The organism is Bacteroides timonensis, assembly GCF_000513195.1.
In the GTDB taxonomy this organism is placed as follows: domain Bacteria; phylum Bacteroidota; class Bacteroidia; order Bacteroidales; family Bacteroidaceae; genus Bacteroides; species Bacteroides timonensis.
This window is the reverse complement of record NZ_CBVI010000145.1, coordinates 1-23,163: the sequence shown is the minus strand read 5'-3', so window position 1 is coordinate 23,163 and position 23,163 is coordinate 1. Positions and strand designations below refer to the sequence as shown.

Here is a 23,163-nt window from a genome sequence, read left to right as displayed (position 1 = left end):
ATCCAAACTTTTGGATAATTTAGCCGAAAATGATGATAGCTTTTTCATATTACTTCTTTATTAAATTAATATTTATGGGATTCTGCATTCGCTTCATTTACAATGCAAAATTACCGAAGATATTCCGTAAACGTCGTATACAGATTACAGATAAAAGTAACTAAATTACTGTTTTTACCGGTTGGCGGGATTAGTTTATAACCGTTCCGTTTTGAGGCAAAAGCCGCGTGTTCAATTTATTGAGCGAATATCCTGTGGCATCTTTTTCTGTTCAGTTCTCATAGGAGTTTTTTTATATATTTGTCAGCACTTCGTCACTCTTGAAGTAAGAGGCAGATATATAGCATGTTATCAGTGCTGATAACAGTGACGGTAAGTGCTGACAAGTGTTTTGTCGTCACTGTTTTTATTCAGTTTCTTTACAAAACAGTCGATTAATGTATTCATTATCAGACTGTAATATAACTTTTTACTTTTATGGCTGATATTGGTGCGAATACTCTGTTTTTGTCTGCATACTATGGGCTTTCATTGCTCTAGGACGAATACGCTGCTACCGGTTCTACAGATATGAAGTTTGTTCCCTATGATGGTACGTCAGTTTCCTTTCGTGGGAACGGCCGTTTCTCTTAATGGGAACGATCGTTTCCCTTAATGGGAACGGAAATCCCTGTCAGTTTAGCATTAAACTCATATATGCTCGTTCCGAAGCAAATACTTTTTCTGTTAATTGCCCGATGGTTAGTCGCTCGTGTGCACCCGGAAGTCGTTTGTGGCTATACATACATTTCCCTTTATTCAGATAATAATAACCGTTATTGGCTGAAAGTTCGTTATCAATGAGGTCAATGTTCATTTCCTCTTCAGGATGTGCGGCTGCATAAAGTTGCAGTACAGGTTTGGCTTGAATGATACGTATCATGCCCAGATCGAAAGCTGATTGATTTTTAATAGGGGGCATGATGATGTCGAGGCTTTCAGTCTGCATGTCTTGGCAAATGCGGGTGAGTAGCAAACGTTCTGCTTCGGGAGTATCTGCAAACAATTCATTTATAAACAGTTTAGAAGCTTCTTCATCGGAATATACGATGGCAAGAGCGGCGATTCCAAATTCATCCGAAAGAGTGAAAATACATCCGCGACTTAGGTTGAGGTCGGCCAGTATGACGTGGAAGTCAGCTTTTGTATGTTGCAGACAGCAAGGACGTTCCTGCATTTTACGATTCATATATTGGTAGACATCTTCATCATAGTCTGTGTAAGCCTGAAAACACCAGCCTGTTTTGGCAGATGAAGTGAGAGAAGAAGTATCCGTTTCACTGGTTGGTAAATGAAATGTGCGTTTACCGTAACGGAAGGCTGTTGTGTAACCTACACGTGCGTAATAGCCAAATAACCAAGGTTCGGCAGGAATGAGAGTGGTAAATGCAATATTATTACGATACATGCGCCCGAATGCCTGGGACAACAATTCTCGCATAACGCCCCGGCTGCGGTAATCGGGGTGAGTGCAAGCACCCGAAATATATGCGGTTGGTACGCTATTGCCATGAAAAGTAATCGGATAGGGAATCATCTGTAAAGCGGCAATGACTTCATCACCACTTTCGATGGCAACATTCACTTCACTGTTGTAGCGAAGGTTAAAGTACATATCTACAAACTCGTCATTATCGCTAAAACAAAGCTTCCACAGCTTCTTTACCTTTTCACGCATTATTTCTATCTCCTATCCAAATGCTTACAATTTTTATTTGACTATTTATTACTTGCTATTAACTGCTTTAAAGAATCTTACCATTTCACCGGATCTACAGGGGTATCTTTCAGACAAGCCATATATTTCTCCAGAATAATTACCGGCTGGTAGGATAGTTTGGCTTTGCGTAGTCCTTCGATGCCCAAATCTTCTTCCCGGTTAACATAGGTATATTGCTCGGGGATATGGTTGGCAAATTCATAATTTATCATGGTGTAGGCACCATCAATCGTGGTATCTGCTTTTTCCACATGCACGCCGAAAGTATCCTGGTTGATGGGCATACCAAAAGTGAAAGCTACAATTTTACCATCTACATGAAGAATACCTCCTGTCAGACCAAGGGCATCGAAGTTATGCAGCGCATAGATAAGGGCACGACGTTCGTTACCCGTACCTTCGTGCTGGTCGCAGTTGTTCACTTTGCACCATTCGGCTTCCAGATCGAGACATTCCTGTATACGGTTGGAAGTGAGAGGAACATATTCATAATTGGTATAGGTCCGGCGGAACTTATTGAGGTGGTTCCGTTTGGCTTGGAATTTCTTACCGGCTAATGTGGCAAGGTCGGTCCGAAGATACAGGTAATCGGCATAATCCCTGTCCGCTTCAAAGTGAAACTTATCCGGCATGATGGCTTCCAAATCCGCCCGCATACCTGCACATACTCCGAGCATACAGAAGCGTTCACCTTCCCGGTTGGCATCTTCTATCATGTCCTCCAGCACTTTCTTTAAATCTCCACTTCCGACGGGCATCATGTATACCAGTTTCTCTCCTGCCCAGAATTTCAGTATCAGGAAGCCGTCCTGTACTGCAAATTGGGTGTCGTAAAGGAAACGCCAGCTACAGAGATTGGAGAATGAAAGATCACAGTTACGTCGGGGACTATGCTGTGTATAAGATGTAATGAGTTCTTTATCTTTAAGTTCGATGTCTTTAAATGATATCATATCGTTGTTTTCGTTAGTTTGAATATAAAGAATAACAAAGATAAGGAGAAATTGTTATAGCAACCCTAATAATCGCAAAATAGTTGGTGTGAGCAGGGCGGTGAAAATGCCATTCAGCGTAAGTCCGAGACTGGCGTAGGCTCCGTATTTGCTGCTGATATCCATAGCGGTGGAAGTTCCCACGGCATGGGCGGCAGCTCCCAGGGATAATCCTTGGGCAATAGGGCTCTTAATACGCGTTAGTTTCAGGGTTTTTATTCCGACAATACTACCCAGCAAACCGACGCAAACCACCACGGCAGCTGTCAGTGCAGGAATTCCACCTAGTGTATCTGCCACTTCCATAGCAATGGGAGTAGTGACAGATTTGGGTGCCAATGAATAGATTATCTCTTGGGGCGCTCCCATCAGTTTGGCAATCACCACTACAGAAACTACTCCGATGATGCAACCCGCCAGTTGTGAAAGCAGGATGGGGACCAATTGCTTTTTTATGGCCTCCAACTGTAAATACAGAGGTACTCCAAGGGCTACTACTGCCGGTTTCAGCCAGAATTCAATGAGATATCCGCCTTTGTTGTAGGTTTCGTAACTGATATGCGCCATTTTCAGAAAGATAATTAGGATGGCGATAGTCAGCAAAATGGGATTAAGCAATAAAACACCGGTTTTCTTTTGCAACAGTTTTGAAAAGAAAAACACGCCGAAGGTGACGGCTAACAAGAAGAATTCGTTGTCTAAGTAACTCATTTGATTTTGCGTGCTAATTGATGAACCCACCCTGTAACGACTAAAACCAGCAGGGTGCTAACTAAAGAAGCTATGACTATCGGCCAAAACTGGGCAGCGATAATGTCAAAATAAAGCATGAGGGCTACACCGGGAGGAACAAAGAAAAATCCCAAATTAGCAACCAGGAAGTCGGACAATCCCTGCACCCATTGCAGTTTAATCCAACCCAATTTCAGAAAAAGGGTGAGCAACAGCATACCTACGATGCTGGACGGAAGCTTGATATCCGTAAGAAAAACAATCAATTCACCCAAAGCCAGGCATCCGAAAAGGATGGCGCATTGACGAATCATACTACTATTACCTATTTATTATTATTAAACTCAACTTCCTTTGGCTGAAAGGAATTAAAGGAACTGTCACTTCGCTGAAACTCTCCTAATAACTAATCAGAAGCTGAATTGTTTACTGAAAACGCTGCAAAGTTAGGCATTTTGTAGTTTGGCTGTCACTGTTTCCCGTGATATTTATTTCCATTTGTTTCAGGGCAATGAAAAAAAAGACGTGATATGGATATTATTAGAAATATTTGCCTATTTTTGCGATAACGATTGTATATAAAGTTTCAAGAGAAATATTAATCTTTTAAACAGGAAGAACATGAAAAAGAGTTTATTTATTAGCGCTTTAGTAGCGTTTGTTATGATGTTTTGTGTAAATGTGAATGCACAGGAAAAAGCTACTGGTAAGGCCTATAAAGACCTGAAAAAGCAGGAAAAAGTATTGGATAAGGAATTGCAGAAGAAAGCTATCAAAGAAGCTCGCAAAGAAGCCAAGAAACTGGAAAAAGAAGGTTTTAAGACTCCGGTAGGAAAACTGCCTCTGGCCAAGCAATTGGAAACAGCTTGGGAAAAACAAGCGGAATTGGATACTGAAGGTAATCCGTATTGGTACATCGCTTCTTCCAGAGCGGTAGGTGGAAATCAGTCGGCTGCTGCCTTGCAGGCTACCAATGCTGCAAAAATAGACCTGGCAGGCCAGATTCAGACCAAAGTATCTCAATTGATCGAAGCGAAAGTTGCTAATGACGACATGGGGCAGGAAGAAGCTGCCAGCTTGTCAAGCGTAGTTGCTTCCAGCAAGAGTGTAATTTCTGCTACACTGGGGCGTACGATTCCTTTGGTAGAAGTATACAAAACTTTACCTAACAAGAATGTGGAAGTAATGGTTACCATCGGCTACAGCATGCAATCTGCTAACCAGGCTGCTGTTCAGGCTATCCGTAAAGAACTGGCTGCCAAGTCAGAAGAACTGGCAAAACAGTTGGATAAACTGGGCTATTAATTAATTCCATTTTTCTTAAAAACAGATGGTGAATGAATAGGAACAACCTGATTGGGTGGATATTCCTTGTGATATGTACAATAGCTGCTCCGCTGCACGCCCAGAATCCCGTAAAGGTGAAGGGTGCGCAGGGGCGCTGGCAAGTGAGTGAGGAAATCACGCTGAAAGAAGCGGAAGAACGCGCCTTTATGGAAGCGAAGAAAGAAGCCTTACGCAAAGCCGGTGTCATGGAGAATGTGTGGTCCGTATTCGGACAGATTTCCCAGGAGAGCGGCACGGAGTTTCACGAGGCATATTCACAGATGAACGTACTTGCGATTGGGGGAATGGTGAATGTTACCAACAAGAAAGTAGAGGAGGTGTGGGATACGAATACCCGTAGCCTGTATAAAGTGGTAACTATCGATGCCGTTGTGCAGAAAGAAGAAAAAGTGGATAAGTCGTATGCTCTGGAAGTGAAGGGCGTAGCGAATTTATATAAAGAAGGAGATGTGTTTACCTGTACGCTGAAAGTGCACGGCACAGACTCTTATCTGAAATTTTTCTGGTTTGACAGTACCGGCGGTGCATTGCTCTACCCTAATACTTACGAGCCCAACACCTTGTTGCAGGCCGAAAAGGAGTACAGTATTCCTTTCAGCAATGCGGTGGACTACCGCATGGAAAAGCAAGGAAAAGAGAGTGAGAAAATCAACATGATGATGGTGGCTACCAAGGAAAACATTCCTTTTACGGACGAGGTGACTTATCAGAATGTGTTGAAGTGGGTATACTCCATTCCTAATGACAAGCGTTGTGCCTTCTACGACATGATACTTATCAAGTAATACATGTTTTTATTTTAACTTCTCTAAATCTATTGTACAGATGAATAAGATGAAGTGTTTTTCTGCTGCTTTAGTTGCCTTCTTTTTGTCGGCGGCACACTTGTGTGCGCAAGACATTGAGAAAGAATTCGATGATTTCGCAAAGCAGCAACAACAAGAGTTTGAAGATTTCAAGAATAAGGCGGACGCGGAGTTTGAAACCTTCTTGCGGGAAACGTGGCAGAAGTATGAAGCATTTGCTGCGATTCCGGCTCCTGAACGTCCCGAACCACCCAAACCGGTAGAGTTTGACAAGACAAAGCCGACGATGCCGCCGGTGAATATTAAACCTGCTGCTCCGAAGGTGCCGGATGCTCCTGTGCCCAGTATGGGTGATAAGGTTCCGGTGGATGTGAAACGTCCTGACCTGCCTGCCATTGCGGATAAACCTGCTCCGGGCGTATATGTGCCGGGTAAGCCTTATACTCCTGTGCTGGTCGAAGTTCCTCCCGTAAAACCGGGGAGTACGGTGTATCGCACTCCTGTAGAATTTTACGGTACTTCTTTTGAAGTTGCTCTGGAAGCTGCGGACGATCTTTCTCTGAAAGGTAACCGTGAGTCCGATGTGGCGGATGCCTGGAAAGCTATTTGTAAGAGGGATTACGAGCAGATGGTGAAGGATTGTATGACCATCAAGAAGGAGAAGAACCTGAGCGACTGGGCCTATCTGTTGTTTACGAAACAGATTGGAACACAACTATACGGTGCCGGGAATACGAATAATATTGTATTCTTGCAGATGTTTCTTCTGAATAAATCCGGGTATAAGGTACGCCTTGCCAAGATTGACGACCAGTTGAAGCTAATGGTTGCACCTGCCGGTACTATTTACGGTACACCTTATCTTACTATAAGCGGCAATAAGTACTATGTGTTTGAACCTACACCGGGAGGCTCGATGGGGATTTATACCTATCGTCAGGACTTTGCCAATGCTAAGAATCTGGTATGCCTGAATATAGAGGGTGTTCCCGCTTTTTCCATGAATGAGCATGAAAAGAGCCTGACTTCTTCTACAGGTGCTGTGAAAGTACAGACACAGGTGAATAAGAATCTGATAGACTTTTACTACGATTACCCGCAGTGTGATGTCGTGATTCACTATAAAACGCCGATGAGTGAGGAACTGCGTGCTTCCCTTTATCCGCAACTGAAAACCGCTATTGCCGGTAAATCGCAGAAAGAGGCTGCCAATATTCTGCTCAACTTTGTGCAGACTGCTTTTGAGTACATGACGGACGGAGAACAATTCGGTTTTGAAAAGCCAAACTTCCCGGACGAGACATTCTATTATCCTTATTGTGACTGTGAAGACCGCGCAATGCTTTACTCTACTTTAGTGAGAGACTTGCTTGGTTTGGACACTATCTTGCTGGATTATCCTAACCATATTGCTTCGGCTGTCCGCTTTACCGAGGACATTCCGGGGGACTATGTGGTACTGGATGACGGCAGTAAATATCTGATTTGCGATCCCACCTATATAGGAGCACCCATCGGTGCCTGCATGGACCAGTACAAACAAGTGGCTCCAGAAATCATCCGTTAGTGTTAAATATTATAATAATTGTAGTTCGGGGCATAAAAATGCCCCGAATTGCAATGTTGATATTGCAAAATTGTGTACTTTTGCGGCGTGAATAACACGTCTACTGGATTTTTATACACAATTTATATATATGCAGAGATTAATTAATGAAATCGTTGAGCGTGCGAAAGCCGACCGCCAACGTATTGTTCTTCCTGAAGGAACGGAAGAACGCACCTTGAAAGCTGCCAATCAAATTTTGACAGACGGAGTTGCTGACTTGATTCTTCTGGGTAATCCGGATGAAATTAATGCTTGTGCAACGGAATGGGGACTTGGAAACATCAGCAAGGCTACAATCATTGATCCGGAGAATCATCCGAAGAAAGAGGAGTATGCGCAATTGCTGTGTGAACTTCGCAAGAAAAAAGGCATGACTATCGAAGAAGCTCGTAAGTTGGTAGTTAATCCACTCTATCTGGGTTGTCTGATTATTAAGAATGGTGATGCTGACGGTCAGTTGGCAGGTGCACGCAATACCACAGGCGATGTACTTCGTCCGGCATTGCAAATCATTAAGACCACTCCGGGCATTACTTGTGTATCCGGTGCGATGTTGTTGTTGACACATGCTCCCGAATATGGAAAGAACGGTATTTTGGTAATGGGTGATGTAGCCGTGACTCCGGTACCCGATGCAGAACAGTTGGCGCAGATTGCTGTTTGTACAGCTCGCACGGCTAAGTCTGTAGTAGGTATGGAACCGAAAGTGGCAATGCTCAGCTTCTCAACCAAAGGCTCTGCTAAACACGAAGTTGTGGATAAAGTGATTGAGGCTGTAAAGATTGCACATGAGATGGATCCCGACTTGGCTCTCGACGGTGAATTGCAGGCTGATGCCGCATTGGTTCCGGAAGTAGGTGCCAGCAAGGCTCCGGGTTCTGCAATTGCAGGAAATGCAAATGTGCTGATTGTGCCGAGTCTTGAGGTTGGTAATATTTCCTATAAATTGGTACAGCGTTTAGGCCATGCAGATGCGGTAGGTCCCATCTTGCAGGGTATTGCCCGTCCGGTGAACGACCTTTCACGCGGTTGCTCCATCGAAGATGTTTATCGCATGATTGCAATTACTGCCAACCAGGCTATTGCAGCAAAGAATCAAAAATAACCATTAAATCTGAGTATATAATAATGAAAGTTTTAGTATTGAACTGCGGTAGCTCATCCATCAAATACAAGTTGTTTGATATGGATCATAAAGAAGTGATCGCACAGGGTGGTATCGAAAAAATAGGTCTTCAGGGCTCTTTCCTGAAGTTTACTTTACCTAACGGAGAAAAGAAAGTTCTGGAGAAAGATATTCCCGAACATACCGTAGGTGTGGAATTTATTCTGGATACACTGACCAGCCCTGAATTTGGCGCTATCAAATCTTTGAATGAAATCAACGCAGTAGGTCATCGTATGGTGCATGGTGGTGAGAAATTCAGTGAATCTGTGTTGCTGACACAGGAAGTCCTGGATGCTTTCACGGCTTGCAACGACCTGGCTCCGCTTCACAATCCTGCTAACCTGAAAGGCGTAAACGCTATCTCTGCCATATTACCGAATGTGCCGCAAATCGGTGTATTCGATACAGCGTTCCATCAAACTATGCCGGACTATGCTTACCTCTATGCTATTCCTTACGAATTGTATAAGAAATATGGTGTACGTCGTTACGGTTTCCACGGAACTTCTCACCGTTATGTTTCACAACGCGTGTGTGAGTATCTGGGAGTGAGTCCGGAAGGAAAGAAGATTATCACTTGCCACATTGGTAACGGTGGTTCTATCACTGCCGTCAAAGATGGTAAGAGCATAGATACCAGCATGGGATTGACTCCGCTGGAAGGTCTGATGATGGGTACCCGTAGCGGTGACATTGATGCCGGTGCTGTGACTTTCATCATGGAAAAAGAGAACCTGACTGCTACCGGTGTATCCGACTTGCTGAATAAGAAGAGCGGTGTAATGGGTATCTTCGGTGTATCCAGCGACATGCGCGAATTGGAGGCTGCCGTTGCTGCCGGTAACAATAAAATGGCCGACCTGGCCGAAAAGATGTATTTCTACCGTATCAAAAAGTATATCGGCGCTTATGCTGCAGCTTTGGGTGGCGTAGACATCATCGTATTTACCGGTGGTGTAGGCGAAAATCAGGCTTCTTGCCGTTCCGGTGCATGCGAAGGTTTGGAATACATGGGCGTGAAGCTGGATCTGGAGAAGAACAAGGTACGTGGCGAAGAAGCTGTGATTTCTGCTGAAGATTCTAAGGTGAAAGTTGTAGTAATCCCGACTGATGAAGAACTGATGATTGCTTCGGATACAATGGCTATCCTGAACAAGAAATAATCCTTTTTAGAGTAGATAGCATCGCAATTGCGATGTAACAATAATGCCGGAAGCAATGCGGATTGCCTTCCGGCTTTATTTTTTTAACAATATCTGCTCCGGTACTGAGTTAAATTCCTTATCTTTGTTTGTCATTTAAGAGAAAACGACATTTATTCAAACTACGTTAAATATACCAACTTATGAAACGATTCATGTATGTATTGCTCTTTGTCCTGTTGACAGGTGTGACGTATGCGCAACAGGCAAAGTATGTATTCTATTTCATCGGTGATGGAATGGGAGTAAACCAGGTAAACGGTACGGAAATGTACCTGGCTGAACAGGAGGGACGCATTGGCGTGACGCCGTTGCTGTTCACTCAGTTTCCGGCTGTAGGTGTTGCCACTACTTTCTCTGCCACTAATTCGGTTACGGACTCTTCCGCTGCCGGAACTGCATTGGCTACCGGAGTGAAGACGTATAACGGTGCCATCGGTATGGACGACCAGAAGAATGTGATTCAAACGGTTGCCGAAAAAGCTAAGAAAGCTGGGAAGAAAGTCGGTGTAACTACCAGTGTCAGTGTGGACCATGCTACTCCTGCCGCTTTCTATGCTCATCAGCCTAACCGTAACATGTATTACGAAATAGCCCTTGACTTACCGAAGGCTAACTTTGACTTCTATGCAGGTGGTGGTTTTCTGAAGCCTACTACTACCGCTGATAAGAAAGAAGCTCCGAGCATTTTCCCGATCATTGAGGAGGCCGGTTATACCATTGCGAAAGGTATTGATGACTTTAAGGTTAAGTCCACCCAGGCTGATAAGATGATTCTTATTCAGAAAGACGGTGCTAATCCTTCTTGTCTGCCTTATTCCATTGATCGTAAAGACGGCGATATGACCCTCGCTGAAATCACAGAAAGCGCTGTTTCTTTCCTGACCAAAGGCAAGAACAAGGGCTTCTTCCTGATGGTGGAAGGTGGGAAGATCGACTGGGCTTGCCATAGCAACGACCCTGCCACAGTGTTCGAGGAAGTGATTGATATGGACAATGCCATTAAAGTGGCTTATGAGTTTTATAAAAAACATCCGAAAGAAACTCTGATTGTAGTAACTGCCGACCATGAAACCGGTGGCTTGGGATTGGGTACAGGCAAGTATGAATTACATTTGAAGGCTCTGAAGAACCAGAAACAGTCTCAGGATTTACTTTCTACTGCTATCACGGATTTGCGCAAAGCCAAAGGTCATAATGTAACTTGGGAAGATGCCAAGGCTCTGTTGGTAGAAAAGATGGGTTTCTGGAAAGAATTGCCTTTGACTTGGGAACAGGAGAAGATGTTGCGTGATGAATTTGAGCAATCCTTCGTAAAGAATAAGGTTGTGTTCGAAGAAACTCTTTATTCGAAAACTGAACCGCTGGCTGCTACCGCAAGAAAAGTGATGAGCCAAATTGCCATGATAGGCTGGACAAGTGGCAGCCACACAGCGGAGTATGTGCCGGTATATGCAGTAGGTGCAGGTTCTAAGGAATTTGCCGGTAAGTATGATAATACGGAAATCCCGAAACGTATAGCAAAAGTTGCGGGATACAAATAAGCTACCAGCTACGAGCGACGAGCTACAAGTGCCATGCGGTATAATTGCGCAGCCACTTGTAGCTCGTAGCTTGTATCTCGTAACTACTTTATTTCTTCCTTGACTATTTCGTCCATTTCTTTGAGACGTTTCTTACGGTCCTTTGCGGACTTTACTTTCTGTTCCTTGTATCCAAGGTCCGTATGTTCGGAAACCTCCTCGCTGAATTCTTCAAATTCATCCTTTGCCGGACGACCATGCGGGTCGATATTCTCTTCGGCAATCGCATTGTTTCTGTAAATCAAATCATCCATGACTGTATATTTTAAATGGTTTATGGATATATTACAAGGTTATGGTGAAAAAGGTTTTGTACATTTCCCTTTTCTTGTGGTCATTTACAGAAGATTAAATAGACGAAGCATCTGTTTACAGTGCCGGGAGCAGGTATTTCCAGATTAGATCCGGTTCAGCCTGCATGTCTCCGATATGTGCTGTAACGGCAATAACGGCATCTTTTTCAGGAATTACGAGGATATATTGTCCGTTGGCCCCATCGGCACGGGCGGAAGCTTCGGCAACCCATTCTTCCGACAGTACTTGCCGACCATTCCACTTCCCTTTTTGCAGGAAGAGTTGTCCCATCTTGGCAAGGTCTTCGGTTTTGAGGTATAGTCCCCAGCCGCCGCAATTGATTCCTTGCGGGCTTTCCTGCCACTTTACATTGACGATGCCCAGTGGACGGAACAGTCGTGGATATAAATAATCCACTAACTTTTCTCCGGTCACTTTCTGCACAATGGCGGAAAGCATATAGGTTCCGAGACTGTTATTAGCAAAGAAAGTGCCCGGCTTATGTTCTACGGGATGAGCGAGGAACAGCTCCACCCAATCCTTGGCGGGAGTTTCAGTAGCCTGCTGGGTATTGACGCTCGGGGCTGTATCATGTCCGCAAGTCATAGTCAGCAAGTCGCGGATAGTCATGGCTTTTAGGTTTTCACTGACGTTTGCGGGTAGCTTATCCGGGAAGAAAGAGATTACTTTATCCGTCAGATTTAGCCTTCCCTCTGAAATGAGGAATCCTACAGCCGAGGCGGTAAATGTCTTACTGACAGAGTTCAGAATGTGCGGCTCATCTTCTTTCCCTTCACCTATCCACTTTTCGGCAAGCACGTCGCCATGTTGCACTATCATGATGCTGTGAAGGTCCTGGTTAGCTTTCTGCACTGCATCCAGATATTTCTCCATAGCTTTCTCCAGTTTTTTAGAGGCAGTGCTACGTGGAAGTCCTTTTGTCAACTGGTTGATGGAAATTAGTTTGATGCCTTTATCTTCAATAACTTGCTTTACGCGCGGGCTGGTGAGGAGGTCTGTCACTCCTTGCCGGTCGAGTGCTACTTGTTCGTAGCCGATATGAAAGACGGTTCTCATTTCTTCGTTATCCAGTGCCGGATGGTCGAGGAACAGATACCGTTTACCAGCTTCCAGTTTATTGAGGGAATGGATGAAGCTCTCTTCTTTTTCAGCCGATGTTCGGCTCGGACCATCATATCCGATATAGGTGAACCGGTAATCTTCGGGTGAACCCATGCGGTCAATGGAAGGGAGGTTGTACTCCTTTGCCAGTCGCAACACCAATTCATTCACTTCTTTCGTGAATCCGGTGGACAGCATGTGCCCTGTCATGTGGCTGAGTTGGGGAATGTTCTTCAGTGCCATTTCTATCTGTGCACGGAATTCTTGCTCCACCTCTTTTATATCCCATTTGTTTTCCATAACCGACTGTCCCGGATAGGCCGGATTAGCCCCCATCATCGGATAAAAATATCCGTTCTCGTCCGTCAGGCTGGGACAATGCGTCAGGGGACGCCATTTTACATTTTCCCATTCGCTGGTAATGACTAAATGCAGTCCGGCATCCAATCCCGGATTTTCTTTCAGCAGACGAACGGCTTCCGGATACCAGGCGGCTACAGGCATCACTTCTACCGAGCGGGCGATGCCCGACTGATAAGTTTGAATACAAGCCTCATTGACGGAATGGAAAGCTCCAAGGTCGTCGATGCGGATAGCAAGGGTAGGGGCGGATTGTCCCCATGCCGGAAGGGTACTTGCGGCAAGCAAACATCCGGCGAAAAGGTGTTTCAGTCTTAAAAGGTTCATATCAGATTGGGCGGTTGGTTGGCGCTTTAAGGGGGGGCTTCCGGGATGGATTATAGTTTGGTTTCTCCTTCAATAAAGTTCTCAAGGAAGAGGTTCTCACCGTCGAATACGGCGTAGGAGAAATAATTAATCCAGTCTCCCAATATGGTGACACGGGCGGTGGCGCTCAACATCAGGTCCAGTTCGATGTGGCGGTGTCCGTAGATGAAGTAATTGATATTCGGGTGACTTTTCAAGTATTCCTTGGTGTAGAGCACCAGGAATTCTTTGTCTTCACCCATATAGTCGGGCTCTTTGCCGTCCACACGTTTCAGACGGCTATGTTTTGCCCAATTCAGTCCTAACTCCATACTCCAACGAGGGTGTATGGCGGAGAAAAGGGTTTGCAGGAATTCGCTGTGAAACATGGAGCGTAGAAATTTGAACTTCTTGTCGGGGTCGCCCAAACCATCGCCGTGGGCAAGGTAGAACTCTTTGCCGTATATTTCCGTGGTGAGCGGTTCGCGGTGCATGATGACGCCGCACTCGCGGGTTAGATAGTCGCCGCACCAAATATCATGGTTACCTGTGAAGAAATGCACTTCCACTCCTATGTCCGTCAGTTCGGACAGCTTTCCCAGAAAACGGGTATATCCTTTCGGCACAACGGTCTTGAATTCATACCAGAAGTCGAACATGTCTCCCAGTAAGTATACGGCAGAAGCCTTGTGCTTGATACTGTCGAGGAAATTAACGAGGCGTCGCTCTTGTGTACGCCCGTGTTCGATGGCACGTGAGCCGAGGTGTGCGTCCGAAAGGAAATATACATTCTTCATAACCGTGCTACTCTGGTGAATTACAAATTACTAATTGCAAATTACAGGAATCCCAGTTCCAGTTTGGCTTCTTCGCTCATCATGTCCTTGTCCCATTCCGGTTCGAACACCAGATTGATGGTAGCGGCAGATACACCGTCAACTGATTCCACTTTCTGGCGCACGTCTTCCATGATGAAGTCGGCTGCCGGACAGTTGGGGGCTGTCAAGGTCATATCAATATTTACTTCTCCACTGTCGGAGACATCTATTTTGTAGATAAGTCCCAGATCGTATACGTTTACCGGGATTTCCGGGTCGAATACGGTTTTGAGCATCGCTACTATTTTTTCTTCTATTTCAAACTTAGTCATATTCGTTTCATTTTAGTTAGGCAAAGATAGTTGAAACCGGAAGCAGAAGCAAATTTATTTGCATTATGCTGATGCAACTCGTCTTCGTGAAGCAAAGCTAAAGAAATAAATTGAAACTACAAAGGAACGGGTTTTGAAAAAGCCTGTCACAGGCACTCTGCAACTCGAATATTAAGAGCTTTTATCAAGCGCATTACTACCTTTTACATCAAACATTACTACCTTTCATCTGAATCTTCCTTAGATGTGATGCAAAAGATGCCATCTTTTGTAGCAAAACATGCCATCTTTTGATGTGAAAGATGCCACCTTTCGTTGCAAAAGATGCCATCTTTTGCATGGGAGGTAAGGAAGATACGGATGACTTCCTTTCATGTTCTCTGTCTTTTCTCTTAATGTTCAGGTTGTTGCTGGGCTATGGCGGTAAGCTACCGGGGCTACTTGCCACTTAAATCATTCCTTCATCGTTAAAGCTGTAATACTTTCCGTCTGTTACAATAACGTGGTCGATGAGACGGATGTTCATTGTCTGAGCGCCTTTTTGGACAAGTTGCGTCAGGCGTTGATCGTCTGTGCTGGGGCGTGGGCTGCCGGAAGGATGATTGTGTATCAGAGCTATTTGCGTGGCTCGTTGTATTAAGGCTTCGCGCAGGATGCTGCGTACGTCGGCAGTAGTCTGGTCGATGCCGCCGCGGCTGATGCGGGATTTGTCGATGACGCGGGAAGCCTGGTTAAGGAGTAAAACCCAGAATTCTTCGTGTGCCAGGTCGCAAAGAAGCGGGTGAAAGATTTCGTAGATGTCTTTGGAAGAGCGGATGGTGGCACGTTCCGGACGTTCCTGTAGCTTGCGGCGTTTACCCAGTTCCAATGCTGCCATGATGGTGATGCTCTTGGCGGGACCGAAGCCTTTGAAGCGGGAAAAGTCCTGCACTTCCCATTTACCCAATTGATTGAGGTCGTTGTCGCAAGTGGAAAGTACCCGTTGCATAAGTGATACCGCGCTTTCTTCTGTGTTTCCCGAACCGATAAGGATGGCAAGCAATTCAGCGTCGCTCAAGGCTTCCGCTCCCTTCAACATCATCTTTTCCCGCGGACGGTCTTCTTCCGCCCACTGATTGATAGTCAGTTTCTCCATGTTAATCACTAATCACTTATAAAAGTTCTTTTTGAAAGCCTCAAACTCGTCTTTGCCGAGTATGCAGCGATTCCACCATGCTCTCCAAAAGCCTGTGCCGTATCCGATGAGTTGGATAAAGGAGGCGGCAACGGAATAGATGCCGATGCGCAGGCTCCGGTTCTGGATGGAAGAGTCTATGCATACCAGCAGTGCATACAAAGCGATGGGCGTCAGACTGTAAAGGCAGAAAGGAGCACCAAGCAGCAGTACCGCTACTCCCAGTGTGAATGCTGCGGGCAGGAGGTGGACGACTTTCAGTGATTCCGGATATTTCTTATATAGATTGATGCGCGCAATTCCCGAATTATGTACTTGCTTGAAGAATTTCTTTAAGTCCGTGCGGCGTTTATGATACACCCATGCATCGGGGAATAACCGGCAGCGGTAACCGCCTTTAAATATCCGGATGCTGAAGTCTATGTCTTCTCCGAATCGCATCTTTGAAAAACCGCCCAATGCAGCATATACGTCTCGCTTAACACCCATGTTGAAGCTGCGCGGATAGAACTTATCCATTTTCTTTTTTCCTCCCCGGATGCCTCCGGTAGTGAAGAAAGAGGTCATGGAGTAGTTGATGGCTTTTTGTATATCTGTAAAAGACTCGTGAGCCCGGTCCGGTCCACCGAAAGCATCGGCAGGATTGGCTTGCAGTTCTTTTTCAATGGCGGCGAGATAACCTGCGGGCAGGATGCAGTCGGAATCCAGGATGATCAGGTATTCCCCCGCGCTTCGTTCGGCGCCATAGTTACGGGTTTGTCCGGGACCGGAATTCGGTTTGTTGTAATAGTGTATGTCCAGTTTATCCTGATATCTGTCCACTACTTCCTTGCAGGGAATGGAGGAACCATCTTCCACAATCACGACTTCAAAGTCTTTGAAACTCTGTCCGGTCAGACTTTGCAACAGTTCGTCTACTTCGTCGGGACGGTTGTATACAGGAATAATGACGGAGTATCTCATAGGTCTTAATCTTTTAGTTCGTTTTCTATTTCTTCAATGCTGGGCAGGGTACTCTTGAAATCTTTTGGGTAAAGCTGACTTAATTCATATTCAGAGATACCGATGGGTAGTATTGTACTTTCTAATGTGTAGCGTGCCACAATTTCATTTTTGCCTTTACACACTAATAATCCGATAGTAGGGTTATCACCATCTTTGCGCAGTTCATGGTTTACAGCGGATACATAAAATCCTAATTTACCGATAAATTCAGGTTCAAACTCTCCGGTTTTGAGTTCTATCACCACATATGCCCGTAAGCGAACATTGTAGAATAACATATCTATTCGGAATTCTTGCCCTCCTATGATGATTGGAACTTGATGCCCCATATAAGCAAATCCATTTCCTAATTCTAGCAGGAATTTACTGATATTGCTGACTAATGCTTCTTCTAATTCTCGTTCTATATATCCTTCTCTTAGAGCGAGGAAGTCAAAGTGATACGGGTCTTTAGTTAGTTCATGTGCCAGATCACTTTGTGAAGAAGGTAAACGTAGTGAGAAATTATTAATAGAGGCACCTTCCCGTTGATAGAGTCCGCTTTCTATCATATTTAGCAGAACATTGCGGCTCCAGCCATGTTCAATGATTTTGTATATATAGAATTGAGCTTCTTTTAGGCTTGTGCATTTACTGACTATTTTAATATGATGTCCCCATGGAACCTGAAATATGGCTTCCTGAAATTGCGAAACAACTTGTTTCGTAATTGAATTTTCTTCATTGTAGAATAAGTACCACTTTCTTATAAGTTCCAGATTTCGTTTGGAAAAACCTTGCATGTCTGGGAATGCTTCTGTTAGATCTGCTGATAATTGATTGAGAAACCCGCTTCCCCATTTCGTTTCAGCTTGTTTTTTAATAATGTTCCCTCCCAAATTCCAGTATAGTTTCAATAACTCCGTATTTACTTTTACCGCTGCCTTAATCTGACTCTGGCGGATACGCTGCTTCAGTTCGCCTATCCACTCTTTATATTCGTTGTCTGTCTTTATCAGTTTACTCATGGTGCAATTCTATTGCTTATTGCTTACAAAGATAGATCATTATTTTCCGATAATCTCTCCCAGTTGTGTATTCTTTTACTGGCAATAGAAAAAAACTGCCTGTCGGGAGTGTTTAATTCTCCTGACAGGCAGCTTATATAATGTATGGTAACGAGAACGGGCTTATGCTTTCACACGGCTTACATAAGAACCGTCACGAGTGTCGATTTCAATCATTTCGCCTTCGTTGATGAATAACGGAACACGCACAGTTGCACCAGACTCTACAGTAGCAGGTTTCAACGTGTTTGTAGCTGTATCACCCTTTACACCCGGTTCGGTATAAGTAATCTTCATCTGAACCTTTATAGGCATATCAGCATAAAGAACTGTTTCAGTAGAAGCATCAGATACTACCTCCAGCACAGCACCTTCCAACAGGAAGTCAACACCATTGATCAGGTCGTGGGCAATGGGGTGTTGGTCGAAAGTTTCCTGGTTCATGAAGATGTAATCTTCACCTTCTTTATATAAGAACTGATACGGACGACGTTCTACACGTACGTCTTCCAGTTTTTCACCGATGTTAAAGCGACGTTCCAGTACATAACCGTTTACTACGTCTTTCAGTTTTACACGCATGAAGGTATTACCTTTTCCCGGCTTTACATGCAGGAAGTCAATACAGAAGTACAGCTTGCCATCCATACGGATGCAAGTTCCGATTTTAATGTCTTGGGCATTAATCATACTAATATTTTTTATTTTAGATGTTATATAATTGTCTCCACTGAGCTTTGCGGGTGCAAAAGTAATGGAAATCAGTAAAAATCGCAAAAAGTTTTGAGAGAAAAAGACTTAACTCTTGGTTATTTTGAAAAAAGTCCCTATTTTTGCAGCCCGATTACGTGAAATAATAACATAAAACAATATACAGTAATGAAAAGAACATTTCAACCCTCTAACAGAAAGAGAAAAAACAAACACGGTTTCCGTGAGAGAATGGCTTCCGCTAACGGTCGCAGAGTATTAGCTGCACGTCGTGCTAAAGGCCGCAAGAAACTGACTGTTTCTGACGAATACAACGGAGTGAAAGCATAAGCAAACTCTTTGTAATAAAGAATAAGAAAGCCGCGAAGGACTGATAACAGTGCTTTGCGGCTTTTCTTATTGTGACGATAAAGCTTTAAATGATTCGAATCAAACGGGACAAACAAAAAGGCAGCTTATGGCTGCCTTCCCTGTAATATCTTCCCGTTAATACAACCAAAGTTTGGAGTGTTTGCTACTCCTTAGTCATTATCACATCCACAGGAACGGAGAAGCCGCGGGGAACCCATTCTTCCGGAGAAGGAAGCATATCCTCCGGATAATCTCCCTCCAATGCATACCACAAGCCTTTCTTCTCATCTAACTTCCAGTGGAGCTTGTTAGAAGCAGTCAAATCCATTGTTCCACCAAGTATTCCTTCACCATTTAAGTGCAATTTGCGCTGGTCATAAAAAGTGAAACCTAAATAATTAGGGGTTGTACTATAAGCCTCAATATAAATATTACACAATGGTGCAAATGTATAAATATCCCATGTTGCTGGTAATGTTTTAATATAGTTTTCTTTGACTATTCCCTTTACGCTGAGATAATAACCTCCAAAAATACCAGTACGCTTATCTTTTCCATGACTTTTCACCACGCCTTTTTGCAGTTTAATTTTAAAGATAGTATCATTTTTCTGATACACCCATGTCCCTAAGAAAGCATCATGACTTGCTTGGGAAAATGCAGTCACACAAATAAATGTGAAAACTAATAGTATGTAAATTCGTTTCATTTTTTATTTTTTTAGTTGATTAATTACAATTATAATTTGAGATATTTGCACTGCCATTGCTATCCTTGGCCTTCCAATTACCTAACCGAGCATTTCCGCTACTGTTATAGGATGCCTCATTAAACAACACATCCAACCCAGAAACGGATGTCTTCAAGAAATCTATAAATTTGGCAACAGCTGAATCAACTCCATTAGTTTTTGTTTTAAGCATACTGCCATAACTATCTCTCAAATCGGCATCGTTATCCAATACGCTTTGTGCGAACGCACTGAACGCACTTTCCGAAGTAATCACCATCGTGAAGCATCCCATACTACTTACCACTCCATAAGAAAAGTTTGCTGCATTTATCTGTCCGCGCTGATACCTCGTTGCCAATACTTTCAAGTCTGCCCACGATGGGAAAGGTGCTCCGGCGGGATGACTGTGATACTGTTCCGTAATCATTTTACCACTCAGAGAAGTATTCGCATAACCAAGATGTTCGGCTTCTTTCATATTAGGATAAATATAGTCACCAGTAGTAGTCTTAATCCATCCGTTCTCAGTATCACCTACACGATAGTTTTGCACAGCATTGAACAGATTGTTGACTTTCAATCTCAATGAAGCATCACTTGACAACTTACTTGCTGTACCACAAGGAGACCTGTCTTCTTTGTCCGGGTCCTGATCCTGCGGCTTTATATCTTGCGGCTCTGTTGGAGTACTATTACTACTATCACTATTACCGCCACCACCACCAATACTACCGGAAGAGCCACCGTCCAATTTGTCGAAATTAGCATCCATCAAGTAAACAAATCCTGTAAACCAACAATGCCAGCCTAAATCAGCTTCATTGCCTTCATAACCGGCAAAAGCATGGACGCACTCCCATGATTCGTATACCGCTCGTGTTCCAGTGTCAGCAGTACTATATACAAAAGATATCCCACTTTCCGGTTTCTTGTGTAGGGCGTTAATCGTAAAATAGTCAAACATCCAGGTTTCCTCCACACCGTCGCCACCTACCCGTGCGGTTATACTCTCTGCCATTTCACGTGTATATATCCTGTATGTTGTAGAGTCTTGGCCCATTGAGAAAAACCAGATACTGTTTATCTCGGAATCAGGAACAACACTTTTTACCGGAACGGCATACACCACGTTTTCTCCCTCGGGAAACCTGTATGCCTCCTTCCAGAGAGGATAACCGTATTTGCCTACAAAGCCAGGCACAAAATCAGAGGAATCATTTTTCAACTTTAATTGTTCACTAATCCAACACACATCTTCGTCTGCACCGAAAGCGTTGAAAAAAAGGTCAACCTTACTGTTTCCCATAAAACCGTCTCCTGCACACAGGCATAAAAACACCACAGCAGAAGCGGAGAAAACAGGCAATAGACCCAAACCTTCTTTCTCATAAGTATTAGAAAATTATGTTGCCAGTTTCCCGGATGCAACAGTTAAAATAAAAAGTGTGGGAACTTATTGTGTACATCCTCATTCAGTTCATTTGCAAAATTTGTTTATAGAAGACGATACCAATAACACTTCCTGAAAAATCATTCTTTAATATAAGAAACAAATACAATCCATAATATAGCCACAGTCAAATCATAAGCGATATACAATACATCCAATTACAGATTATGTTCCCAAACATAATCTGAATAGGGATACGATTCATTGACAAAAATAATAAAAATAAGTAAATTTCCAATAAAACAAGTAAATAATTTATCAATAATAATAACTGTTTATTTATGAAAGAACTAAGCGGTATTCATTTGTGAAAATGGCTACCGCTTAGTTTAGATTTGCATATTTATTTACACATCACGACTAAAGCTCTGTTTTTGAGTTTTATTTCGGGTGCAAAATATAGCATTGATTAGGGATATTCAGTAAATGTCCGTATTTTCTCCAAGTGAAGAGAGAAGTGTAATTTTCAATAGACTTTTCTCTTCGTTTTTTCTTTCAAAGCCCTCACTTTTTTTCCCTTTTTAGCTAATATTATTTACATATCTGCATCTTCTCCCCCCAATCATAGCCTATGGTTGTGTCCTTTGACAGGCGGTTAATAAACTCTCCCGTTTTTCTGCAGTTTTAGTTCTGATTATGCTGCCAGGCTTTTCTTCTTTTCTACTTTTTCAATCATACATACTGCATTGGCTGTATGTACTCCGAAGAAAATCCAAAGTATTTCTGTTCTCCTGTTTCTGGCTTTTATCCTGGCCAGCGAGTAATACAGTTTCTGTGTACCAAAACTTCCCTCCAACCGGGTAGCTCTTTCCCGGCTGAGTCTGACCGTAAGATCTTACGAAGCGGCTCGTCTTTTGCCGCCCTACCTTTACGTTTAAATGAAGTGCTTATATGATACTTTGTACAAAACTTCCAGTTGGCATTATTGGCATAGATTGAATCCGCTGCAACAGCTTTCACTCTTACCTTTGTCAGTTGCTGTTGCAGATGGATACAGTCTTTCAAACGTACTCCCTCATTAAAAGCTTTAAAGGAAATATGCTCTATAAAGGAGATTCCATCTATCTGTATATTATTAACTTTAGCTCCGAATTCAACGGCTTTGATTTCTTTGCCCCTGACAATTGGACGAAGGTAATGCCGGTCAATACTCACGATACGGTTAGAAACTTTTTTGCCTGCAAATAAATTATTCCCCTGCTGCAAAACAGTTTGTATGACGGAAAAACGTTTCTGGTAATCAGAGGATAGGTTAAGCCGGTTTCTATAGTCTGAGTGGAGAGCAGTCATCTAACCAAGTAGCTTCTCTAGTAATTGAAGTAGCCTTCGCTTTATCTTACGGGTATGTGATTTCTTACGTTTACGTAGTTTACTATAAGTAAGATAGGCACGACTTACATCAAGATACTTATTACGGGGGCGTTGTATGTGCAGTGCCAGACAATGTTTGCATAGGAGCCGATGAAGCCATACGATACTTTCCCATAAGAGTTTGACATCAGTAGGAAAACGAAGATGACTTTCATAACAGGTGGCATCAGTCATACACACATGAAGATTCTCAATTTAAGGCTTCCAACGATCAGCCAGGATGAGCTGGAGGGATTCAATATCCAGGCGGTCCGCCAGTTCCTGACGAATTGCACTTACGATTTTAGTATTGGTTAACGGATGAAGAGGATCAATCTGAACCCCACAAAATAACTGGTAATGAATATTGCCGTTCAAATGTTCGATCAACTGGGAATCTGAAAAGTTGGTATAGGACTTCAGAACCATCAGGGCTATTTTACCTTCCGGAGAGAAGTAGCTCTTACGACCTAGGGAAGATGCCTTCAAATGCATCTGTCGGGCAAGTTCCGAGAAAGGGAAAACAGTATGAAGGCGACCTAATTCACTCGTTTCAAAACTTTGACGATATTTTTAAGCATATCGAACTCAGTAAAACCTAAAGTGGGTTCGATTTCTGAGATTTTTTGTATCTTTACCATGTGTTTTTATTTTAGTTTGCTCCCATTTGGGCCGTCAAACCGTATTTTTTGGGGGAATGCTTAAAGATACAAAAAAAAAGGCAACTAACTAGCAATGAATTAGTTGCTTTTATTTTTTGTTTTTAATGAATATCCCATTTTAGACACGGATTTCGCGGATTACACTGTTGCAGTAAAAACAACAGTGTAATCCGTGAAATTACGTGTCTAAAATATCAATTAGCATTTGATTC

General features: G+C 43.4%; 21 protein-coding genes and 1 pseudogene. 7 read left to right on the top strand and 15 right to left on the bottom strand.

The features are described from left to right. Positions 1-673: 673 nt before the first annotated feature. From BN161_RS25025 to BN161_RS25010, 4 genes are all read right to left on the bottom strand, one after another. The gene (locus BN161_RS25025; protein WP_044271458.1) at positions 674-1,717 is read right to left on the bottom strand and encodes a GNAT family N-acetyltransferase; all 1,044 of its coding nucleotides are present in this window, start codon (positions 1,715-1,717) and stop codon (positions 674-676) included. A gap of 77 nt (positions 1,718-1,794) precedes the next feature. Then, complete coding sequence (locus tag BN161_RS25020) at positions 1,795-2,712, bottom strand: DUF2156 domain-containing protein (RefSeq protein WP_044271456.1); 918 nt, start codon at positions 2,710-2,712, stop codon at positions 1,795-1,797. A gap of 54 nt (positions 2,713-2,766) precedes the next feature. Next, complete coding sequence (locus BN161_RS25015) at positions 2,767-3,462, bottom strand: LrgB family protein (protein WP_044271454.1); 696 nt, start codon at positions 3,460-3,462, stop codon at positions 2,767-2,769. Next, positions 3,459-3,797, bottom strand: coding sequence for a CidA/LrgA family protein (locus BN161_RS25010; RefSeq protein WP_007217038.1), 339 nt, complete (start codon positions 3,795-3,797; stop codon positions 3,459-3,461). The genes BN161_RS25015 and BN161_RS25010 overlap by 4 nt, the downstream gene beginning before the upstream one ends. Positions 3,798-4,104: 307 nt before the next feature. On the opposite strand from BN161_RS25010, the gene BN161_RS25005 reads away from it, so the two are divergent. From BN161_RS25005 to BN161_RS24980, 6 genes are all read left to right on the top strand, one after another. Beyond that, a complete protein-coding gene (locus BN161_RS25005; protein WP_007210660.1) occupies positions 4,105-4,788 on the top strand; it encodes a hypothetical protein in 684 nt (227 codons plus the stop codon). A gap of 32 nt (positions 4,789-4,820) precedes the next feature. Further along, positions 4,821-5,615: a hypothetical protein gene (locus BN161_RS25000; RefSeq protein ID WP_044271453.1), complete on the top strand. Its 795-nt coding sequence runs from the start codon at positions 4,821-4,823 to the stop codon at positions 5,613-5,615. Between the two features lie 40 nt (positions 5,616-5,655). Further along, entirely contained in the window at positions 5,656-7,203 is a 1,548-nt protein-coding gene (locus BN161_RS24995) for a hypothetical protein (RefSeq protein ID WP_044271452.1), read from the top strand. Positions 7,204-7,333: 130 nt separating this feature from the next. Continuing rightward, positions 7,334-8,350: a phosphate acetyltransferase gene (pta, locus tag BN161_RS24990; protein ID WP_044271451.1), complete on the top strand. Its 1,017-nt coding sequence runs from the start codon at positions 7,334-7,336 to the stop codon at positions 8,348-8,350. A 23-nt stretch (positions 8,351-8,373) separates the two neighbouring features. Continuing rightward, positions 8,374-9,576, top strand: a complete 1,203-nt coding sequence (locus tag BN161_RS24985) for an acetate kinase (RefSeq protein WP_044271449.1) — start codon at positions 8,374-8,376, stop codon at positions 9,574-9,576. Positions 9,577-9,758: 182 nt separating this feature from the next. Continuing rightward, positions 9,759-11,159, top strand: coding sequence for an alkaline phosphatase (locus tag BN161_RS24980; protein WP_044271448.1), 1,401 nt, complete (start codon positions 9,759-9,761; stop codon positions 11,157-11,159). 83 nt (positions 11,160-11,242) lie between these two features. On the opposite strand, the gene BN161_RS24975 is transcribed toward BN161_RS24980, so the two are convergent. The 8 genes from BN161_RS24975 to efp form a co-directional block, all read right to left on the bottom strand. Next, positions 11,243-11,452 (bottom strand): hypothetical protein, encoded by a 210-nt coding sequence (locus BN161_RS24975; RefSeq protein ID WP_007217045.1) that lies wholly within the window; start codon positions 11,450-11,452, stop codon positions 11,243-11,245. 115 nt (positions 11,453-11,567) lie between these two features. Then, complete coding sequence (locus BN161_RS24970; RefSeq protein WP_044271447.1) at positions 11,568-13,301, bottom strand: serine hydrolase; 1,734 nt, start codon at positions 13,299-13,301, stop codon at positions 11,568-11,570. Positions 13,302-13,351: 50 nt separating this feature from the next. Continuing rightward, positions 13,352-14,116 (bottom strand): UDP-2,3-diacylglucosamine diphosphatase, encoded by a 765-nt coding sequence (locus BN161_RS24965; protein WP_007217047.1) that lies wholly within the window; start codon positions 14,114-14,116, stop codon positions 13,352-13,354. Positions 14,117-14,157: 41 nt separating this feature from the next. After that, positions 14,158-14,469: a metal-sulfur cluster assembly factor gene (locus BN161_RS24960; RefSeq protein WP_007210649.1), complete on the bottom strand. Its 312-nt coding sequence runs from the start codon at positions 14,467-14,469 to the stop codon at positions 14,158-14,160. 448 nt (positions 14,470-14,917) lie between these two features. After that, positions 14,918-15,604 carry a RadC family protein gene (gene radC, locus BN161_RS24955; protein ID WP_044271446.1) on the bottom strand — a complete coding sequence of 229 codons (687 nt, stop codon included), beginning with the start codon at positions 15,602-15,604 and terminating at the stop codon, positions 14,918-14,920. A 12-nt stretch (positions 15,605-15,616) separates the two neighbouring features. Continuing rightward, on the bottom strand, positions 15,617-16,606 hold the full coding sequence (locus tag BN161_RS24950; protein ID WP_044271444.1) for a glycosyltransferase: 990 nt from the start codon (positions 16,604-16,606) through the stop codon (positions 15,617-15,619). Positions 16,607-16,611: 5 nt separating this feature from the next. After that, positions 16,612-17,655 carry a PDDEXK nuclease domain-containing protein gene (locus BN161_RS24945; RefSeq protein WP_044271440.1) on the bottom strand — a complete coding sequence of 348 codons (1,044 nt, stop codon included), beginning with the start codon at positions 17,653-17,655 and terminating at the stop codon, positions 16,612-16,614. Between the two features lie 162 nt (positions 17,656-17,817). After that, entirely contained in the window at positions 17,818-18,384 is a 567-nt protein-coding gene (efp, locus tag BN161_RS24940) for an elongation factor P (RefSeq protein ID WP_044271438.1), read from the bottom strand. 189 nt (positions 18,385-18,573) lie between these two features. Between efp and rpmH the strand changes: the two genes are divergently transcribed. Beyond that, complete coding sequence (rpmH, locus tag BN161_RS24935) at positions 18,574-18,735, top strand: 50S ribosomal protein L34 (protein ID WP_002558970.1); 162 nt, start codon at positions 18,574-18,576, stop codon at positions 18,733-18,735. 184 nt (positions 18,736-18,919) lie between these two features. Here the strand turns inward: rpmH and BN161_RS24930 are convergent, their stop codons facing one another. From BN161_RS24930 to BN161_RS30750, 3 genes and pseudogenes are all read right to left on the bottom strand, one after another. Next, a complete protein-coding gene (locus BN161_RS24930; RefSeq protein ID WP_044271435.1) occupies positions 18,920-19,465 on the bottom strand; it encodes a DUF6705 family protein in 546 nt (181 codons plus the stop codon). A 19-nt stretch (positions 19,466-19,484) separates the two neighbouring features. Continuing rightward, positions 19,485-20,795: an MPN domain-containing protein gene (locus BN161_RS24925; RefSeq protein ID WP_125910924.1), complete on the bottom strand. Its 1,311-nt coding sequence runs from the start codon at positions 20,793-20,795 to the stop codon at positions 19,485-19,487. 778 nt (positions 20,796-21,573) lie between these two features. Then, a pseudogene (locus BN161_RS30750) lies at positions 21,574-22,930 on the bottom strand (transposase). Between the last annotated feature and the right edge of the window lie 233 nt (positions 22,931-23,163).

Excerpts from the sequence above, each read along its gene's own strand:
- BN161_RS24995 (WP_044271452.1), top strand. The coding sequence starts at position 5,656 with ATGAATAAGATGAAGTGTTTTTCTGCTGCTTTAGTTGCCTTCTTTTTG.
- BN161_RS25020 (WP_044271456.1), bottom strand. The coding sequence starts at position 2,712 with ATGATATCATTTAAAGACATCGAACTTAAAGATAAAGAACTCATTACA.
- BN161_RS24930 (WP_044271435.1), bottom strand. The coding sequence starts at position 19,465 with ATGAAACGAATTTACATACTATTAGTTTTCACATTTATTTGTGTGACT.
- BN161_RS25010 (WP_007217038.1), bottom strand. The coding sequence starts at position 3,797 with ATGATTCGTCAATGCGCCATCCTTTTCGGATGCCTGGCTTTGGGTGAA.
- BN161_RS25000 (WP_044271453.1), top strand. The coding sequence starts at position 4,821 with ATGAATAGGAACAACCTGATTGGGTGGATATTCCTTGTGATATGTACA.
- efp (WP_044271438.1), bottom strand. The coding sequence starts at position 18,384 with ATGATTAATGCCCAAGACATTAAAATCGGAACTTGCATCCGTATGGAT.
- BN161_RS24960 (WP_007210649.1), bottom strand. The coding sequence starts at position 14,469 with ATGACTAAGTTTGAAATAGAAGAAAAAATAGTAGCGATGCTCAAAACC.
- BN161_RS24970 (WP_044271447.1), bottom strand. The coding sequence starts at position 13,301 with ATGAACCTTTTAAGACTGAAACACCTTTTCGCCGGATGTTTGCTTGCC.
- radC (WP_044271446.1), bottom strand. The coding sequence starts at position 15,604 with ATGGAGAAACTGACTATCAATCAGTGGGCGGAAGAAGACCGTCCGCGG.
- BN161_RS24945 (WP_044271440.1), bottom strand. The coding sequence starts at position 17,655 with ATGAGTAAACTGATAAAGACAGACAACGAATATAAAGAGTGGATAGGC.
- BN161_RS24985 (WP_044271449.1), top strand. The coding sequence starts at position 8,374 with ATGAAAGTTTTAGTATTGAACTGCGGTAGCTCATCCATCAAATACAAG.
- BN161_RS25005 (WP_007210660.1), top strand. The coding sequence starts at position 4,105 with ATGAAAAAGAGTTTATTTATTAGCGCTTTAGTAGCGTTTGTTATGATG.
- BN161_RS24980 (WP_044271448.1), top strand. The coding sequence starts at position 9,759 with ATGAAACGATTCATGTATGTATTGCTCTTTGTCCTGTTGACAGGTGTG.
- BN161_RS25025 (WP_044271458.1), bottom strand. The coding sequence starts at position 1,717 with ATGCGTGAAAAGGTAAAGAAGCTGTGGAAGCTTTGTTTTAGCGATAAT.
- pta (WP_044271451.1), top strand. The coding sequence starts at position 7,334 with ATGCAGAGATTAATTAATGAAATCGTTGAGCGTGCGAAAGCCGACCGC.
- BN161_RS24975 (WP_007217045.1), bottom strand. The coding sequence starts at position 11,452 with ATGGATGATTTGATTTACAGAAACAATGCGATTGCCGAAGAGAATATC.
- BN161_RS24965 (WP_007217047.1), bottom strand. The coding sequence starts at position 14,116 with ATGAAGAATGTATATTTCCTTTCGGACGCACACCTCGGCTCACGTGCC.
- BN161_RS24925 (WP_125910924.1), bottom strand. The coding sequence starts at position 20,795 with ATGGGAAACAGTAAGGTTGACCTTTTTTTCAACGCTTTCGGTGCAGAC.
- rpmH (WP_002558970.1), top strand. The coding sequence starts at position 18,574 with ATGAAAAGAACATTTCAACCCTCTAACAGAAAGAGAAAAAACAAACAC.
- BN161_RS25015 (WP_044271454.1), bottom strand. The coding sequence starts at position 3,462 with ATGAGTTACTTAGACAACGAATTCTTCTTGTTAGCCGTCACCTTCGGC.
- BN161_RS24950 (WP_044271444.1), bottom strand. The coding sequence starts at position 16,606 with ATGAGATACTCCGTCATTATTCCTGTATACAACCGTCCCGACGAAGTA.